Here is a 16,908-nt window from a genome sequence, read left to right on the forward strand (position 1 = left end):
CCCTTGGCAAGGCGAACCGGACCGGCCTACCAGCGCTGTGATAGCGCACGCAAAAGCAGGCCGCCACGGCGGCGGAATTCGGACGGGGCCAGCGCGCCTGCCGTGACGCAGGCAGGGTCTTTGGCCGCACGCGACAGCACCGCGCCCGCCTGAAACCCGGCCAGAAGTGCAGGCGCAGCGCTTTTTGGCACCGTTGCGCGGACTTTGCGCGCTTGGGCAAGAGCGTCCAGCCCCGCACGGGCCATATCGGCCATATCCGCGCCCTCTGGCACCGGCGGGCGGCCATTGGCGTCCAAGGCGGGCACCGCTTGCAGCCATTGCGCGATCCCATTGGCCCGGCCCATCGCGCGGCTTGCCTGTTCCGCGCCGTCGGGCGCGCCCAGAATACGGGCCGCCAGCCACATCAGGTTGCCCGCGCTCTGGTCGATATGGGCCAGCCATGCCGCCATATCTGCAAAGGGCGCGCGGTCGATATGCCAATGCCGCGCATCAATCATCTGGTGGCCAAGCGCTGTCGGCAAATCATGCGCGGCCCATAGCGCCGCCAGAGGTTCGGCCACCTCATACGCGCGCGGTGGTTTTCCGGCGGCGATGTCGTCCAGCGCATCGGTCCAGAATTGCAGCCGCATCTGCGCGATCAGCGGTTGTTCCGAGACATAGGGCGCACGCGCGATTTCCAGATTGAACGCATAGAGCACCCAAAGCTGTGCGCGCAATTCGGGCGGCGCAAGCAAGCTGGCGGCGTGGCGGTCAGGATCGGAGGCCGCGACACGGTCTTCGAGCGTCTCGGTCATTCCGGCGCGACCACCATCAACGCATAGGCAATTTCCGACGGGGCGGCGCGCCAGCGGGCGATCTCCGCCTCTGCCTGGTCCAGCGCTGCCGCAAGCGTCGGAGTGGCGCCGGGGCGCAGGCTGGCAATGCGGCGCTCCATCGGCAGGTAGTAGTTTTCCCACGCGGCACCGATTTGAAGGTTTTCCCCCAGCACCCGGTAGCCCGCTTGCGCGACCCGGTCGCGAATGCCCTCCATATCCGTGATCTGCGCATACTCCGCCGACCAGAAATCGCGCGCCGCCTGCGACGGGCGCGGCAACATGCAAGGCTCTGAGAACGCCACGCGCCCGCCTGTCGCCAGGGCGGGACGCCACGCGCGCAAAGCCTGGCCGATCCCGATGAAATAGATCGCGCCCGCGCACCAGATCAGGTCATACGGCCCGTCAAGCCTGGCCATATCGCCCTGGCGCACCTGCACGCGGTCGCCGAATGGCGCCGTGCGCTTTTGCGCTGCTGTGACGAATTGCGCGATCTTGTCGACCGCGTCGATCTGCGCTTTAGGGCGTTCCTTGGCTAACGTCAGAGTATCGGCCCCCGACCCGCAGCCAGCATCACAAATTCGGGCCGTGGCGGGGGTGCCTGCGACAGACAAGGCCCAGCCCAGATCGGCGGGCGCACCCGGCCCCTCGCGGGCCAGATCGCTGTAGAGCGTCAGGAACGCTTCGTCTTGGCTCAGCTCGGACATGGGCGCACTCCATCGCGCAAAAGTTTCCAGATCACGGCGTCCAGCAGGGCCTCGAAGCTGGCATCGACGATGTTGGCCGAGACCCCCACGGTGGACCAGCGCCGCCCCTGCCCGTCCTCTGAATCGATGATGACACGGGTCACGGCCTCTGTCCCGCCTTGGGTGATGCGGACCTTGAAATCCACCAGTTTCATATCGTCAATCGCGCCCTGATAGGGCCCCAGATCCTTTGCCAACGCCTTTGCCAGCGCGTTAACGGGGCCACGGTCATGCCCTTCGGCATCCATCGATTCGGACACGGACAGTTTCTTGTCATCCCCGATTTTCAGCACCACGACCGCTTCGGACAGGGACACCATCTGGTCATACTTGTTCTTGCGCCGCTCGACCGTCACGCGGTAGCGCTTGACCTCGAAAAACTGTGGCACCTGCCCCAAGGCCCGCCGCGCGAGCAGCTCAAAGCTCGCCTGTGCGCTGTCATAGGCATAGCCCGCTTCCTCGCGGGTTTTGATGTCGTCCAGAATGCCGGGCAAGCGCGGGTCATCGCGGGCCACTGCCAGACCCATATCCGCCAGCACCATCCGCAGGTTCGACTGCCCCGCCTGGTTCGACATGGGCACAAGGCGCGCGTTGCCCACCAGCGACGGGTCGATATGCTCATAGGTGGACGGGTCTTTGGCAATGGCGCTGGCATGCAGCCCGGCCTTGTGGGCAAAGGCCGACGCGCCGACATAGGGCAATGTGCGCAGTGGCACACGGTTTATGATGTCGTCCAGCTTGCGCGAGATGCGCAAAAGCTGGCCAAGCGCCTCGGGGCTGACGCCGGTTTCAAACCGCGCGGCAAAGCTGGGCTTCAACGCCAGCGTCGGGATCAGCGTGGTCAGGCTGGCATTGCCGCAACGCTCACCAAGCCCGTTCAGCGTGCCTTGAATCTGGCGTGCGCCCGCCTCGACCGCCGCAAGCGTGCAGGCCACCGCCTGGCCCGTATCGTCATGGCAATGAATGCCCAGACGGTCGCCGGGGATACCGCTGGCGATGACGGCTTCGGTGATCGCGCCAATTTCATTCGGCAACGTGCCGCCATTGGTATCGCAGAGCACGATCCAGCGCGCGCCCGCTTCTTGGGCGGCGTGCAGCGCTTGCAGGGCGTAGTCAGGATTGGCCTTGTAGCCGTCGAAGAAATGTTCGGCGTCGAAATGCGTTTCGCGGGATTGGGCCACGCAATGCGCAACAGACGCGCGGATACTCTCGAGGTTGTCCTCCAGCGTGATCCCCAGCGCGTGGGTGACATGGTAATCATGCGCCTTGCCGACAAGGCAGACCGAATTTGTGCCCGCGTTCAGCACAGCGGCCAAGACATCGTCGTTTTCCGCCGACCGCCCCGCGCGCTTGGTCATGCCAAATGCGGTCAGGGTGGCACGGGTGGCGGGCGGGCTTGCGAAAAACTCGCTATCCGTCGGGTTCGCACCGGGCCAGCCGCCCTCAACATAGTCGATCCCAAGCTGGTCCAGCATCGCCGCGATCTGGTGCTTCTCGGCAGTCGAGAATTGCACACCCTGCGTCTGCTGCCCGTCGCGCAGGGTCGTATCATAAAGGTACAGGCGCGCGCGAGTCATAGGCACCCCGCGCCCCGGGCTTGACCCGGGGCCTCTGGGGTGGGGCAGCAGTTGGCCGCGGGGCCCCGGGTCAAGCCCGGGGCGGGTATCGCGTTATTGTCAAACGGTGAACACTTGGCCCTAATGCCTGACCCGCCCACCCACGGGGCACGCCTTAAACAACTCTTCTCGCGGGTCGCCTGCGACCCGCTTCGCCCCCGACCCGACCCCCAGGGCGGGGACGAAATCGCCCCCACCCTCGGGTCGGGGGCTACGCTTGGATATGCGACGATCATTCGAGGCCCTCCAGCTTGGACGGGTTAAAGTCGGGGCCGGGGACGAGTTCTACGCCCTCTTTCGACATACGCACTTCCAAACCAGCAGAAACAAGCCGCCTCTTGAAATCATCGACTGGGCCAAAGTCTTTGTTTGACTTCGCGCTTTTTCTCAATGCGGAAAGCACTTCCGACAACCCTTCAAGCCTTTGGGTTATGCTCTCACTATCATCTTTCCAATAAGCCATTCCGCCGAGGTTTAGACCAAGAAAATCGAGCGCGGCTGCCATTGATACAGAATCTCTCTGTCTGTAAAACTCACGCAGGCAAGTAAGGGCTCCATGTGAATTAAGATCATCAGACAATGCTTTTATTATCGCTTCCGGCGGGGCTCCAACTCTTTGCTGGTGGGCGAGCGATTTGAAGCGAGACAGTTCGCGCTCCGCCTCGCGCGCCTTCTCCTCCGTCCAATCCATCGGCTTGCGGTAATGCGTGGACAGCATCACAAAGCGGATCACCTCGCCCGGCCAGCCCTGCTCCAGCAAATCTCGCACCGTAAAGAAATTGCCCAAGCTCTTGGACATCTTCTTGCCCTCGACCTGCACCATTTCATTGTGCAGCCAGAAATTCGCAAACCCCGCATCCGGGTGCGCGCAGCAGCTTTGCGCAATTTCGTTCTCATGGTGCGGGAATTGCAAATCAATACCCCCACCGTGAATGTCAAACGACGCCCCCAGCAACTCATCCGCCATGGCCGAGCATTCGATATGCCAGCCCGGACGGCCCCGGCCCCAAGGGCTGTCCCAGCCCGGCTCGTCGCTGGCAGAGGGCTTCCACAGCACGAAATCCATCGGGTCGCGCTTATAGGGGGCCACTTCCACCCGCGCGCCGGCGATCATGTCATCGACCGTGCGGCCCGACAGGCGGCCATACTCGGGGTAAGAGCGTACATCGAACAGCACATGCCCCTCGGCGGCATAGGCGTGGCCCTTGGCCACCAGCCCTTCGATCATACCGACCATTTGCCCGATGAATTCGGTCGCGCGCGGCTCTACGCTGGGCCGCAAAGCGCCCAAAGCGTCCATATCGGCGTGGTACCAGTCGATTGTCTCATCCGTCAGGCTACGGATGATGGCGTTCAGGTCGCGCGTGTCGCCCCGCGCCTGTATGTCCCGCGCCCGCGCGTTGATCTTGTCATCGACATCGGTGAAATTGCGCACATAGGTCACGTGATCTTTGCCATAAACATGGCGCAGCAACCGATACAGCACATCGAACACCACCACCGGCCGCGCATTGCCCAAGTGCGCGCGATCGTAAACCGTGGGGCCACAGACATACATCCGCACATTGTCATGGTCGATGGGCGTGAACGCCTCTTTCCGGCGGGTGCGGGTGTTGTGAAGCGTGATCTGGGTCATCCGGTCCTCTCGGGCGCAGCGCCTTGGCGGGAGGGATCAGACACGAATAACCACCCGCCAAAGCCGTCAGCGGCAGATGCAGCAGCAAAGGGTGAGGGTCAAGCAATTCATGGGCCGGAGCCTAGCCCCAAGCCCATCCGGTGCCAAGACGAAAACGGCCCGCGCCTGGGAGCAGCGCGGGCCGGAACCACGGGGCGGCCTTGCGGGGAGGCGCGCGCCGCCCGTGATATTCCCTCAACTTTCCGATTGCTTGCCGCGCACCAGCGATTGCGCGACATAGACAAGGATGGCAAACCCGACCGCGCCCGCGCCGAAAATGCCCAATAGCAGCAGCGCGTCAATCGGCCCGCCCATATGCTGCAACCCCGACCGCGTCACCCACAGCACAAACCACACCGCCGCGATCCCGCCTATCGGCATAGATAGCTGCGCCAGCAAAAACTTGCGCATCGACATTTCGCGGTCGCGTACCAGCACATAGACATAGGCCACGGTAATCAGCGCCGCGACCACGACCATGGCCCAGAACAGGCCCTTGCCGAAGATCTCTTCGAACACCGCCAGAATGGTGCCAAACGTCATTTCTTCCATATCTCGATCTCCTCTTGCAGGCTTCATCTTGCCCGAAATACTCGCGGGGGAACGGGCCGCTTGCGGCGCGTGGGGGCGGCAGCCCCCTGCCCGCCCAGCCTTAGGCGCGCCCGCGCAGCATGGCGTTATAGGTGGCTTTCAGCGCGACTTCCTTCATCAGCCACGACACCCACAGCTCCTCCAGCGGCGCGATCACACCGGGGAAGGACGGGACAAGATGGTTCTTGTAGTCGAACTCGATCAGCATCGCGCGGCCGATGCGGGTGATCAGCGGGCAGGATGTGTAGCCGTCGAAAATCTTGGTGCCTTCGCGGCCTGCGATCTCGCTGACCAGATGGTCCTCGACCACGGGCTGGTGCCATTTCACGCTCGCCGCCGTTTTGCCCTTGGGCACGCCGTTGATGTCGCCGATGCCGAAGACATTGGCATAGCGCGCGTGGCGCAGGGTTTGCTGGTCCACCTCGATCCAGCCTTGATCGGTCCATTTATCAGCCCATGACAGGCCAGACTCGCGCACAACCTGCGGCGCGCGTTGCGGCGGGATGACGTTGATGAAATCGAACGCGGTGGTCATATCCCCTTCGGGGGTGGCGTAGGTTGCGGTTTTCGCGCCTGCATCCACGGCTTTCAGAACATGGCTCCAGCGGTAGTCGATCCCACGGTCGTCGAATAGCTGGCGCACGCGGTGGTCCACCACAGGCACGCCGAACAGGCTGGCCGAATGCGCGTTATAGGTCAGGTCGACCTTGTCGCGGTTGCCCTTGCGGGTGGCGATATCCTCGGCAAGGAAGGTAATTTTCAGCGGCGCACCGGCGCATTTCATTTCGGTCGCGGGGCGCCCAAACAAGCCAACGCCGCCTTCATCTGTGAACTTGTCCAGCGCGGCCCATGTTTTCGCGGCCTGCTCCGGCCCGGCATAATGCGCGGTGATCCCGGTGTCGGGGCCGGTCTGAGCCAGATCGAACCCCTCGACCGCATCCCAGTCCAGCGTCAGACCGGTGGCAACGATCAAGTAGTCATAGTCAACGCGTTCACCGCCCAAAGTGGTGATACGGTTCGCCTCTGGGTCGATCTCGGCGGCGTAATCGGCGATAAAATTTATCCCGCGCGGCAGCCAATCGGTCGTTTGGCTGACGGAATAAGTCGCGCCTTGCAACCCTGCTGCGATCAACGTGAAGCCGGGCTGGTACCAGTGTTCGGCACGGCCGTCGATCACGGTGATCTGCGCGCCGTCCAGACGGTCGGCCAAGCGGTTGGCAATCGCTGCCCCGCCGGCACCGGCCCCAAGAATGACAATGCGGGCCGAGGTCTTGACGGTTTGTGCCTGTGTCGCGGCACCTGTGGTCGCAAGGGCTACGCCGCCTGCCGCAAGGCTCATAAAGCCGCGGCGGCTAAGCTGTCCAAGTTCGAATCTGTTCATGTCGGCCCCATCTGGTCGGTATACATATGGATACTTTTATATATCATTACATTCGAATTTATATGCAATCAAGTCGGCAAAGATGACTCGACGCTGCGACATATTGCCATGACCATACATCTCGAAACTTGATTTCGATCAAAGCCGCAGCGGGTCCGGACGGGTTAATATGACTTCAGGGAATATATATCGAACCGGGGCGCTTTCGGCCCCAGAGGAGTAAGCATGCGCCTGACGACACGAACCAATCTCGCCTTGCGCACCCTGATGGTCTGCGCGGTCAATACCGACCGTTTGGTGCGCAAACAGGATGTGGCAAAGACGATCAACGCGTCGGAAAACCATCTTGCGCAGGTCATCAACAAACTGGCGCAGGACGGGTTCATCACCACGCAGCGCGGGCGGCATGGCGGGTTCAGCCTGAACAAGGCGGCGAGTTCCATTGGCGTGGGCGAGGTGCTGCGCGCCTTCGAGGCCGACCTGCCGCTGATCGAGTGTTTTTCCGAAACCAACACCTGCCCGCTGAAAGATCATTGCCGCATGGGCACACATCTGAAGCGCGCGGTGGATGCGTTTTACGGGGCGCTGGACGAGTTGTATCTGTCCGATCTGGTCGACTGCAATTCGGGTCTGGAACGGTTGCTGCAACTGGAAGGGCCACATTTGCCGCAGCAGTGCCAGCCGGGCCACGCCGCGCGCGCGGCGGCCACGATTGCCCCCGAAGCGGCCTGAAACGGCCGCTCACGCATCCGTGATGCGACGATCTGAAACTATCTGAACAATGGTGCCGTTCCCTTCGTGTCTTGGACAAAAAAGGGAAAGACACCGATGAAACAGATGATGATTATCGCCAGCCTGCTGGGCGCCACCGCAGCCGCACCGCTTGCCGCGCAAACTGCAATCGGGCTTAGCGGCGATCGCACGCTCACCGTGATCGACCTTGGCGCGGGTTCCGTGACCGCATCCCAGGACGTGATGGTCGAGGGCCGCTTGCTGGGCATTGACTACCGCCCGAACACAGACACGCTGATTGGCGTGACAGAGGCGTTCGAGGTGGTCAATATCGACGCCACCACCGGCATGACAACGCCGCTTGTGACCATGGAGATGGCTCTGCCCATCGCCGATGGTGCCACCGTGATCGTGGACATCAACCCCGCTGCCGACGCACTGCGCTTCATGTCGGGCACGGTCAACCATCGTATAAACCTTGGCACCGGCGCCGTCATGGTCGATGGCAGCCTGCATTTCGATGACGGCACGATGGGCGCGCCCATGGTCGGCGGCACCGCCTATAGCAACTCTTTCGGCAAGCCCGATGCGACGGCGATGTATAACATCGACACGATGCGCCATGCGCTGCTGCGCCAGACAGCCCCGAATGACGGCACAAACGCCATGATCGGCGAATTGGGCGCAATGGTCGAAGGGCCGGTGGCCTTCGACATCGCAACCGACGCGATGGGCACAAACACCGCATGGCTGTCAGCCAATGGCGGGCTGCACACGGTTTCGCTGGACAGCGGCATGGTCACGGAAAGCTGGATGATCGACGGGCTGGACGTGACGCTGCGGGACATGACCGTTATGGCCGCCGATATGTAACCTGTTCGCGCCATGGCGAAAACGAGCGCGCGCCGGGTCCGATGGCCCGGCGCGCGTTTTATTGCCCTTGATGCAATGCGGGCGGGCGGCTACCCCTGTAGCTGCCCTATACAATGCCGGACCCATCCCCGTGCCAGAGCTTCCGACCCTTCGCCTGTTCGGGCTTGACCTGATCTCTGCCAGCCGCACCGACGCGATCCGCGATCTGCTGGCGCGCCCGCACGCACGTGTGGCCTTCGTGAATGCGCATTGTGTGAACGTAGCGGCGCGGGATGACGCGTATCGGCACGCGCTGCAAAGCGCCGATATGTTGTTACCCGACGGCGCGGGACTGGAACTGGCGGCCAAACTGCACGGCGTACGGTTTGCGGCCAATCTGAACGGCACCGATCTGGGGCCAGAACTGGCGCATGCTCTGGCCGAGGATGGGCATTCGCTATTTCTGCTGGGTGCCGCACCCGGCGTGGCAGAGCGCGCGGGCGCACGCCTGCAAGAGCTTGCGCCAAAGCTACGCATTGCGGGCACGCGCGACGGGTTCGCGGGCCTGCAAAACCCGCAAGCGGCCATTGACGCCATAAATTCCAGCGGTGCCGACATGGTCTGGATGGCCACGGGCGTGCCGCATCAAGACCTCTGGCTGGCCGAGCATGCGCATGCGCTGAACGCGCGCCACTTGCTGGGTGTGGGCGCGTTGCTGGATTTCCTGTCGGGCCGCGTTGCGCGCGCGCCCATCATGCTGCGCCGCGCACGGCTGGAATGGGCGTGGCGGCTGGCGCTGGAACCGCGCCGCATGTTCGGGCGCTATATTCTGGGCAATGCGGCATTCATTCTGCGCGCACTTGCGCACCGGGTGACGGGTGATCGCTCACAAAACTGTAATCGGAGCGGGTGATGATCTTTCCGCAAAATCGCCGCATTCCTAGGGCAGTCAGGGCGCAACCCTGATAGAGAGCAGCTATGCGATTTGACCTGAAACGCCTGTTTGCTTTGACCGCGCTGCTGGGCCTGTGTGCCCTGACGCTTGGCTATGCCCTGCGCCCGCCTGCCCCGCTGGAGCGGGACGAACGGCTTGCGCATTATACCGCGCCCCTGCCCAAACCAGACGGCGGTTTTGCCACCTTCTACCTTGGCCACAGCCTGATTGGCCCCGACATTCCCGCCTTTGTCGTGCAACTGGCGCAAGCGGCGGGAAAACCCGGTGCGCGCTACAACAGCCAGCTTGGATGGGGGGCCAGCCTGCGCACACATTGGCACCCGGACGAGGCGATTCCCGGTCATGAGATGATGAACCGCCCGCCCGCCTATCGCCCCGCAAAACCGGCGCTGGAAAGCGGCGACTATGACGCGCTGGTAATGACAGAGATGATCAACCTGAAAGACGCGATCCGCTGGCATGATTCGGGGCACTACACCGCGCTGTGGGCGCAACTCGCACGAAAACATGCACCCGAAATACGGATTTACAAATACGAGACATGGCATTCCTACGCAAACTCCGCCGACTGGCTGGCGCGCATTGACCACGATGCAGAGGCGCTTTGGGAGGGCACTATTCTGGCGCAGGCCAAGGCCTACCCGGATGTCGGCACGATCCATGTTATTCCCGCAGGGCGCGCAATGGCGGCATTCGCGCGCGAGTTGACCGCGCGCGGCGGCCTGCCGGGAATGCCTGACACAAGTGCGCTGTTTGCCCTGACCGAGGATGGAACCCGCGACGACATCCACCCAAGCGACAAGGCGGCCTATCTGATTGCGCTGGTCCATTTCGCCACGCTGTACCATGCTGACCCGCGCGGCTTGCCACACCGCTTGCAGCGCGCCGATGGCACGCCCGCCGATGCGCCCGCGCCCGAAGTCGCCGCGCTTATGCAGCAGGTCGCGTGGGACGTCGTGCGCAATGTCCGCTCGACCGGGCTGGCACAGGCCACAGGGGAAAGCTGATGCGCGTGTTGGCCGTTCTGATCGCGCTCTGGCTGCCGATGGCGGCATTGGCCGAAGGGTTTTTGTCACCTCGCGACGCGGGCGTGCCGCGCTGGCTGGGCATGAACCTGACCGAATTGCGCGACTATCAACCGCAACGCCCGTTCATAGACGTGATGAAAAACGCCCGCCCCTGGATTGCACACCGCAACGGCCAATGGGGCGGGTATGAAGAAGCCGACCTGAGGGCTATGGGCGCGCTCGATGCGCATGGCTGGCCGCGCTTTGTGCCCGAGGATGCCAGCGCGCTGGCCAGCCTGATGCTGGTGGACCTGCACCCCGACGCGGGCGGCGTGGCAGGCAACTACCGTGTGACGTGGTCAGGGCGCGCGGATGTGCAGATCACAGGCCGCGTGGGCGGCACGCGGCGGCGCGGCCCGAACGAGATCTGGTTCAGCACCGCGCCCGGCCCCGGACTGGTGGAACTGCAAGTCTCGGATATCGACGCGGATGATCCGATCCGCGATATTGCCGTCGTGTATCAGCCCCATATCGCGGCCTATGACGCAGGCGAAATCTTCAATCCCGACTGGTTGGCGCGGGTCGCGGGGATGGCGGTGTTCCGGTTCATGGAATGGCAGGACACCAACCGCACCACCCTGTCGGACTGGGCCGACCGCCCGGTGCCGCAGGATTATACCTATACCCGCAACTCTGTCCCGCTAGAGGTCATGATCCGGCTGGCCAACCAGACCGGCACCGAGCCGTGGTTCAACATCCCGCATCTGGCCACCGATGACTATATCGCTCAGATGGCGCAGGTGATCCGTGACCGCCTGGACCCCGGTTTGCGCGCATGGATCGAATTCTCGAATGAGACCTGGAACTGGTCCTTTCCGCAAGCAAACCATGCCCGCGAGCAGGCGCAGGCGCGTTGGGGCGACGGGGATCGCTGGCAGGAATGGAACGCCATGCGCGCGGCACAGATGGTGCAGATTTTCGACCGCGTGTTTGACGGGCAGCGCGACCGGCTGGTGCGGGTGCTGGCCACGCAAACCGGCTGGCACGGGCTGGAAAACCAACTGCTGGCCCCAAGCTGGCAGGCCGAGACCCCCGCCAACCCCGCGCCGCCGACACTGTTTGATGCCTATGCCATCACCGGCTATTTCAGCGGGCTTCTGGGCAATGATGAAAAGGTGGACATGACGCGCGGCTGGTTGCGGGATGCAACAGCGCTGGCCGAGGAGGAGGGCCGCGCCCAAGGGCTGGACGGGGCTGCATTGGCTGAATTCACTCGCGCCCGCGCACATGACATTCTGCGCCCGCGCATGATTGCCGAATTGCGCGATGGCGCCATCAGCGGCGACCGCCGCAACACGGTCGCGTCGTTTCTGGACACCGACCTGCCCTACCACCGCGACGTGGCCGACCGCTGGGGGCTGGACCTTGTGGCCTATGAGGGCGGCACGCATCTGGTTGGCGTTGGCCCCCATATGGAGGACACGGACCTGACCGCGTTGTTCATTGACGTGAACTATTCGCAGGGCATGGCCGATCTCTACACCTTGCTGTTGCAAGGCTGGGTCGCGGGTGGGGGCGGGTTATTCGCGCATTTCACCGATATTCGGGCACCGGGGCGCTGGGGCAGCTTTGGCGCATTGCGCCACCTGGACGACCACAACCCCCGTTGGGATGCATTGGTCGGGTTCGACCCCGCACAGGTGCAACCATGAGCATCGTCATCTCTATCATCATCCCCGCGAATAACGAGGCCCGTTATATCGGCCAATGCCTTGCCGCCTTGCTGGACAGCGACCCGGTGCCGGGCCATGCGCTGGAACTGATTGTGGTGGCCAATGGCTGCACCGATAACACGGTCAAAGTGGCCGGGCGCTATGACATGCCCGCCCGTGAACGCGGCTGGATGCTGAAGGTGCTGGACCTGCCCGAAGGCTCGAAAATCAAGGCGCTGAACATGGGCGATATGACAGCGATCGGGCGCTACCGCGTCTATCTGGATGCCGATGTGCGGGTCAGCCCGCCGCTATTGGGCCAGATCATCGCAGAGCTGAGCACCAACGCCCCCCGATATGCCACTGGCACGCCGCAGATTGCGCGCCCGGAAAGCCGCCTGACACGCGCCTATGCGCGGTTCTGGCAGCGCGTGCCGTTCAACCAGGGTCAGGCCCCCGGCTTCGGGCTGTTCGCCGTCAACACCAATGGGCGCGCACGTTGGGCAGAGTTCCCCGACGTGATCGCTGATGATACCTTCGTGCGGCTGCTCTTCGCGCCGTCAGAACGCGCGCAGGTTGCGGCAAGCTATATCTGGCCAATGGTCGAGGGGCTGGGGCGGCTGGTTCGGGTGCGGCGCCGTCAGGATGCGGGCACCTCTGAAATCGCGACGCGGTATCCAGAGCTTTTGGAAAACGAGGCCAAGGGCCGCCCGGATATTACCGCGCTGGCCAAGGCCGATCCGGTGGGGTTTGCGGTCTATGCCTTTGTCGCGGTCATGGTGCGCGCGGGCCGTCCCTTTGCGGGCACGGATTGGTCACGCGGCCGCTAACCCGCGCGCCGCTTGCACAAAGCCGACCATGCGCGCGGGGTCTTTCAGCCCCGGCGCGGCTTCGACGCCAGAGGACACATCGACCAGCTGCGCGCCCGTCAAGCGGATCGCTTCGGCCACGTTGTCAGGCGTCAAGCCGCCGGCCAGCATCCACGGTTTGACCCAGTCCCGCCCCGCGATCAATCGCCAGTCGAAAGACAGGCCATTACCGCCGGGTAGCGCCGCGTCCTGCGCCGGTTTCGCATCGACCAGAATCTGGTCCGCCACCGCTTCGAATTGTGCCAGCTTGGGCAGGTCATCCGCAGTGGCAATGCCAACCGCCTTCATCACCGGAAGGCCGAACCGGGCGTGTATCTCGGCCACGCGGGCGGGCGTTTCAGACCCGTGAAGCTGGATCATATCAATCGGCACCTGCGCCAGAATCGCGTCGAGCATCGCATCATCGGCATTGACCACAAGCGCGACCTTGGCCAGCCCGACAGGTGCGGCCAAAGCCAGATCGCGCGCGGCCTCTAGCGTCAGATTGCGCGGTGATTTCGGGAAAAACACGAACCCCGCGTAGCTGGCCCCGGCCTTTGCGGCATGGTCCAGATCCTGCGCGCGAGTCAGGCCGCAGATTTTGACGCGCGTATGGGCAGACATTCGTGGGTTACTTTGCTTCCAGCACGGCCAGAACGTCATCCTTCTGGGCCGCAGCAGGTGCTGCTTTTTCCAGCTTGGCCAAATCCGCTTCCAGCGCGTCGACACGGCGGCGCAGGCGCGCGGCTTCGGCGCGGTAGCTATGTTCGCGTAGCCATTCCCAGATGAAGCCCAGCATCAGCCCCAGCCCGATAGCCAGCCCCAGCAAGATGAACAGCGGCAAGCCGAAGCCGAAATTGAAGCCGATCAGATTGCCGATGGTTTCGGGAAACAACTGGACCGCCACAAAGTCGCGGTTCGCAAGCGCGATGGTCGCCAGAACGATCGCGATGATCGCGGACAGGGCGATTCGCAGGTAGGCCATCATATCGGTTTACTCCTCGATACCGTTGAGCCGGTCGCGCAACAGCTTGCCGGTCTTGAAAAATGGGACGGCCTTTTCGGCCACGTCAACGCTTTCGCCGGTGCGCGGATTGCGCCCCACGCGGGCATCGCGTTTCTTGACGGAAAACGCGCCAAAGCCGCGCAATTCGACGCGTTCACCGCGCGCCAGCGCTTCGGTAATCTCATCAAAAATCGTGGCGACGATGCGTTCGACATCGCGCTGAAACAGATGTGGGTTTTCTTCCGCGATCTTCTGGATCAGTTCCGATCGGATCATCCAAGTTACCCCCGCAAGCCCGCGCATTGGTTGCGCTTTTCAGGTTTGTATAACGAAAAGGGCGGGGCAACGCCATAGAAACCGACATTCGCCCCGCCCCCTTTGGTGGACCTCCGCCTAGAAGGCAGGCTGTGTCTGCCGCCGCCGTTGCAGCAAGATCACCATCCCCAGCAACAACAGCGCCGGAATGTAGAATATTTGCTGCGGCAGGCGGTCGGCTTCACGGGCAACGCTGACAAGCTGCACTTGCTGATCGGCGTAGAAGTCGAAATCCGCCAGTTTTTCCTGATAGGGCGTTCCGAACATCGGCTCATCCATGGCAACCCCGTCCTCTGACGGCAGCAGGAACAGGCCCGTGCCTTGCAGACGCTGGCCCGGTGGCGTGTCATCCACGTTCAGCACCAGCGTTGTCGAGCGCGGCTCTCCGGTGTTGAAATCCGGCCCCTCGACATACAGGCGCAGTTCCGCCCCCGGCGCGGCATTGGCCAGCACCTCTTCAAAACGCTCGCCCGGCAATTCCTCGAACGGCGGCTGGATACGGTCCAGCCAGAAGTTTGGCACAAACAGCGTAAACGCCACCAGAAGCAGCGCCGCTGATTCCCAAAGTTTGGACCGCGCCAGGAAATAGCCTTGCGTTGCAGCGGCAAACAGCAGCATCGCGAATGTGGCAATGCAGAAGATAAACACCGCCTGCAAAATGCCTGCCGTGGTCCCAAGGTCCACGCCATACAGGATAAGCGTGGGGTTGTAGATGAACAGGAAGGGCAGCGCGAGCGTGCGCAGGCTGTAGAAGAACGCGGTAAAGCCGGTCTTGATCGGATCACCGCCCGACACGGCGGCGGCCGCAAAACTGGCCAGCCCCACTGGCGGTGTGACATCGGCCATCAGCCCGAAATAGAACACGAACAGATGCGCCGCGATCAGGGGCACGATCAGCCCTTCGCTGGCGCCCAGCGTAACCACCACCGTGGCCATGAGCGAGGACACCACGATGTAATTGGCCGTGGTCGGCAGGCCCAGACCCAGCACGAGCGAGAAGAAGCCCACGAGCACCAGCATCAGGAACAGGTTGCCCATCGACAGCAGTTCCACCAGCCCGGCCAGTTCGGTGCCGATGGGTGTGCGCGTGACCGTGGCCACGATAATCCCTGCCGCGCCGGTCGCCACGGCAATCCCGATCATGTTGCGAGCGCCCGCGATCATCCCCTCGATCAGATCGGCCACGCCTGCGCGCATGTGGGACATAAAATCCCCCTCGCCGCGCAGCATGGCCTTTATCGGGCGTTGCGACAGGATGATGAACAACATGCTCAGCACCGCGAAATAGGCAGATTTCGACGGCGATTGCCGTTCCACCATCAGGAACCACACAAGGATAACTATGGGCAGCAGGTAATGCAGGCCGGTCGGAAAGACCTCGTTCATCTTGGGCAGCTTGACCACTTCGGAATTGGGGTCATCCATTTCCAGGTCCTCGCGGCGGCTGGCAACCCACAGGCAGGCCAGATAGATCACAGCCAATGCGGCCAGAATGATCGGGGCCGACAGCGCGGGCGCGGCGGCACGCAGCCCGTTCACGCCCAGAATGACGCCGTAGAACACCGCCCCCGCCACGACAAAGCCAAGGGCGACCTTGCCCAGCATGACCAGCAGCGACCCGCCCTTGCCCAGTGCCGGGATGCCGTTGCGCAACGCTTCAAGGTGGACGATGTAGATCAGCGCGATGTAGGAAATGATCGCGGGGATGAAGGCGTGCTTGATGACCTCTAGATAGGAAATGCCGACAAATTCCACCATCAGGAACGCCGCTGCCCCCATCACCGGCGGCATGATCTGGCCGTTGACCGAGGACGACACTTCCACCGCGCCCGCCTTTTCAGAGGTGAACCCCACGCGTTTCATGAGCGGAATGGTGAAAGTGCCGGTCGTCACCACATTGGCAATGGAAGAGCCGGAAATCAGCCCCGTCGCGCCCGACCCCACCACGGCCGCCTTGGCAGGGCCGCCGCGCAAATGCCCCAGCCCGGCAAATGCAAGCTGAATGAAATAATTGCCCGCGCCCGCCTTGTCCAAAAGCGCGCCGAACAGCACGAACAGGAACACAAAGGCCGTGGACACACCCAAGGGGATGCCGAACACCCCTTCGGTCGACAGCCATTGCGTGTTGATGATGGCATCGAAAGAGCGGCCTTCATGCGCGATCAGGTCGGGGATCAACCAGCCGGTGCCGAAATAACTATAGGCCAGAAAAATGCTGCCGACGATGGTCAGCGCGGGGCCAAGCGCGCGGCGCGCGGCCTCCAACATCAGCACAAGGCCGACCACACCGACCCAGATTTGCGTTTGCGTCGGCAAACCTTCGCGGGCCGATCCAGAAATCTCGCGCGAGAACCAGAACACATAGAACGCGCAGCCTGCTGCGACGATCGCCATGGCCCAGTCCAGAATAGGGATATGCTTGCGCGGCGATTTCTTGAACGCCGGATAGGCCAGAAAGGCCAGAAACAGCGCAAACGCCAGATGCATCGGCCGCGTCTGGTCGGACCCGATAACGCGCGCGCCGGGGATGTATTGAAGTGGTCCTGCTTTTTAGGACAGGTTTGCGGCTTGTCTAAGATGCATCAGATTTATGTTCATGCCGCTTTTCGTATCTCTGCTTGCTCGAAGTATGCCGCGTCTGGGGTGCGTTTGTCGAGCGC

Annotated in this window: 16 protein-coding genes; 6 read left to right on the forward strand and 10 right to left on the reverse strand. The window is 62.9% G+C overall.

Going from position 1 to position 16,908, the window contains the following annotated elements; all coding sequences use genetic code 11:
- Positions 1-26: 26 nt before the first annotated feature.
- The 6 genes from ROE7235_RS14605 to ROE7235_RS14630 form a co-directional block, all read right to left on the reverse strand.
- Positions 27-794: a squalene/phytoene synthase family protein gene (locus ROE7235_RS14605; RefSeq protein WP_121096242.1), complete on the reverse strand. Its 768-nt coding sequence runs from the start codon at positions 792-794 to the stop codon at positions 27-29.
- A complete protein-coding gene (locus ROE7235_RS14610; RefSeq protein WP_121096243.1) occupies positions 791-1,519 on the reverse strand; it encodes a class I SAM-dependent methyltransferase in 729 nt (242 codons plus the stop codon). Before ROE7235_RS14610 ends, ROE7235_RS14605 begins: the two co-directional genes overlap by 4 nt.
- On the reverse strand, positions 1,507-3,135 hold the full coding sequence (cimA, locus tag ROE7235_RS14615; protein ID WP_121096244.1) for a citramalate synthase: 1,629 nt from the start codon (positions 3,133-3,135) through the stop codon (positions 1,507-1,509). Before cimA ends, ROE7235_RS14610 begins: the two co-directional genes overlap by 13 nt.
- Positions 3,136-3,406: 271 nt before the next feature.
- Entirely contained in the window at positions 3,407-4,810 is a 1,404-nt protein-coding gene (cysS, locus tag ROE7235_RS14620) for a cysteine--tRNA ligase (RefSeq protein WP_121096245.1), read from the reverse strand.
- 234 nt (positions 4,811-5,044) lie between these two features.
- The gene (locus ROE7235_RS14625) at positions 5,045-5,401 is read right to left on the reverse strand and encodes a DUF5368 domain-containing protein (RefSeq protein WP_121096246.1); all 357 of its coding nucleotides are present in this window, start codon (positions 5,399-5,401) and stop codon (positions 5,045-5,047) included.
- A gap of 100 nt (positions 5,402-5,501) precedes the next feature.
- A complete protein-coding gene (locus ROE7235_RS14630; RefSeq protein WP_121096247.1) occupies positions 5,502-6,821 on the reverse strand; it encodes an NAD(P)/FAD-dependent oxidoreductase in 1,320 nt (439 codons plus the stop codon).
- 225 nt (positions 6,822-7,046) lie between these two features.
- Here ROE7235_RS14630 and ROE7235_RS14635 point away from each other — a divergent pair, with 225 nt between their 5' ends.
- The 6 genes from ROE7235_RS14635 (at position 7,047) to ROE7235_RS14660 (ending at position 12,909) form a co-directional block, all read left to right on the forward strand.
- The gene (locus ROE7235_RS14635) at positions 7,047-7,553 is read left to right on the forward strand and encodes an RrF2 family transcriptional regulator (protein WP_121096248.1); all 507 of its coding nucleotides are present in this window, start codon (positions 7,047-7,049) and stop codon (positions 7,551-7,553) included.
- A 96-nt stretch (positions 7,554-7,649) separates the two neighbouring features.
- Entirely contained in the window at positions 7,650-8,426 is a 777-nt protein-coding gene (locus tag ROE7235_RS14640) for a DUF4394 domain-containing protein (RefSeq protein ID WP_121096249.1), read from the forward strand.
- Positions 8,427-8,556: 130 nt separating this feature from the next.
- On the forward strand, positions 8,557-9,318 hold the full coding sequence (locus tag ROE7235_RS14645; protein WP_183073526.1) for a WecB/TagA/CpsF family glycosyltransferase: 762 nt from the start codon (positions 8,557-8,559) through the stop codon (positions 9,316-9,318).
- 65 nt (positions 9,319-9,383) lie between these two features.
- Positions 9,384-10,367 (forward strand): hypothetical protein, encoded by a 984-nt coding sequence (locus tag ROE7235_RS14650; protein ID WP_121096251.1) that lies wholly within the window; start codon positions 9,384-9,386, stop codon positions 10,365-10,367.
- Positions 10,367-12,079, forward strand: a complete 1,713-nt coding sequence (locus tag ROE7235_RS14655) for a hypothetical protein (protein ID WP_121096252.1) — start codon at positions 10,367-10,369, stop codon at positions 12,077-12,079. Before ROE7235_RS14650 ends, ROE7235_RS14655 begins: the two co-directional genes overlap by 1 nt.
- On the forward strand, positions 12,076-12,909 hold the full coding sequence (locus tag ROE7235_RS14660; RefSeq protein ID WP_121096253.1) for a glycosyltransferase family 2 protein: 834 nt from the start codon (positions 12,076-12,078) through the stop codon (positions 12,907-12,909). The genes ROE7235_RS14655 and ROE7235_RS14660 overlap by 4 nt, the downstream gene beginning before the upstream one ends.
- Here the strand turns inward: ROE7235_RS14660 and ROE7235_RS14665 are convergent.
- The 4 genes from ROE7235_RS14665 to ROE7235_RS14680 form a co-directional block, all read right to left on the reverse strand.
- The gene (locus ROE7235_RS14665) at positions 12,895-13,551 is read right to left on the reverse strand and encodes a phosphoribosylanthranilate isomerase (protein ID WP_121096254.1); all 657 of its coding nucleotides are present in this window, start codon (positions 13,549-13,551) and stop codon (positions 12,895-12,897) included. The genes ROE7235_RS14660 and ROE7235_RS14665 overlap by 15 nt on opposite strands.
- A gap of 7 nt (positions 13,552-13,558) precedes the next feature.
- A complete protein-coding gene (locus ROE7235_RS14670; RefSeq protein WP_121096255.1) occupies positions 13,559-13,915 on the reverse strand; it encodes a lipopolysaccharide assembly protein LapA domain-containing protein in 357 nt (118 codons plus the stop codon).
- A gap of 6 nt (positions 13,916-13,921) precedes the next feature.
- Positions 13,922-14,209 (reverse strand): integration host factor subunit beta, encoded by a 288-nt coding sequence (ihfB, locus tag ROE7235_RS14675; protein ID WP_121096258.1) that lies wholly within the window; start codon positions 14,207-14,209, stop codon positions 13,922-13,924.
- A 117-nt stretch (positions 14,210-14,326) separates the two neighbouring features.
- Complete coding sequence (locus ROE7235_RS14680) at positions 14,327-16,735, reverse strand: TRAP transporter permease (protein WP_245963984.1); 2,409 nt, start codon at positions 16,733-16,735, stop codon at positions 14,327-14,329.
- Positions 16,736-16,908: the final 173 nt, after the last annotated feature.

Source organism: Roseinatronobacter ekhonensis (assembly GCF_900499075.1).
In the GTDB taxonomy this organism is placed as follows: domain Bacteria; phylum Pseudomonadota; class Alphaproteobacteria; order Rhodobacterales; family Rhodobacteraceae; genus Roseinatronobacter; species Roseinatronobacter ekhonensis.

Coding starts and splice junctions, on each gene's coding strand:
- ROE7235_RS14635 (WP_121096248.1), top strand. CDS start 7,047: ATGCGCCTGACGACACGAACCAATCTCGCCTTGCGCACCCTGATGGTC.
- ROE7235_RS14670 (WP_121096255.1), bottom strand. CDS start 13,915: ATGATGGCCTACCTGCGAATCGCCCTGTCCGCGATCATCGCGATCGTT.
- ROE7235_RS14655 (WP_121096252.1), top strand. CDS start 10,367: ATGCGCGTGTTGGCCGTTCTGATCGCGCTCTGGCTGCCGATGGCGGCA.
- ROE7235_RS14640 (WP_121096249.1), top strand. CDS start 7,650: ATGAAACAGATGATGATTATCGCCAGCCTGCTGGGCGCCACCGCAGCC.
- ROE7235_RS14625 (WP_121096246.1), bottom strand. CDS start 5,401: ATGGAAGAAATGACGTTTGGCACCATTCTGGCGGTGTTCGAAGAGATC.
- ihfB (WP_121096258.1), bottom strand. CDS start 14,209: ATGATCCGATCGGAACTGATCCAGAAGATCGCGGAAGAAAACCCACAT.
- ROE7235_RS14660 (WP_121096253.1), top strand. CDS start 12,076: ATGAGCATCGTCATCTCTATCATCATCCCCGCGAATAACGAGGCCCGT.
- cimA (WP_121096244.1), bottom strand. CDS start 3,135: ATGACTCGCGCGCGCCTGTACCTTTATGATACGACCCTGCGCGACGGG.
- cysS (WP_121096245.1), bottom strand. CDS start 4,810: ATGACCCAGATCACGCTTCACAACACCCGCACCCGCCGGAAAGAGGCG.
- ROE7235_RS14610 (WP_121096243.1), bottom strand. CDS start 1,519: ATGTCCGAGCTGAGCCAAGACGAAGCGTTCCTGACGCTCTACAGCGAT.
- ROE7235_RS14650 (WP_121096251.1), top strand. CDS start 9,384: ATGCGATTTGACCTGAAACGCCTGTTTGCTTTGACCGCGCTGCTGGGC.
- ROE7235_RS14630 (WP_121096247.1), bottom strand. CDS start 6,821: ATGAACAGATTCGAACTTGGACAGCTTAGCCGCCGCGGCTTTATGAGC.
- ROE7235_RS14680 (WP_245963984.1), bottom strand. CDS start 16,735: ATGCATCTGGCGTTTGCGCTGTTTCTGGCCTTTCTGGCCTATCCGGCG.
- ROE7235_RS14605 (WP_121096242.1), bottom strand. CDS start 794: ATGACCGAGACGCTCGAAGACCGTGTCGCGGCCTCCGATCCTGACCGC.
- ROE7235_RS14665 (WP_121096254.1), bottom strand. CDS start 13,551: ATGTCTGCCCATACGCGCGTCAAAATCTGCGGCCTGACTCGCGCGCAG.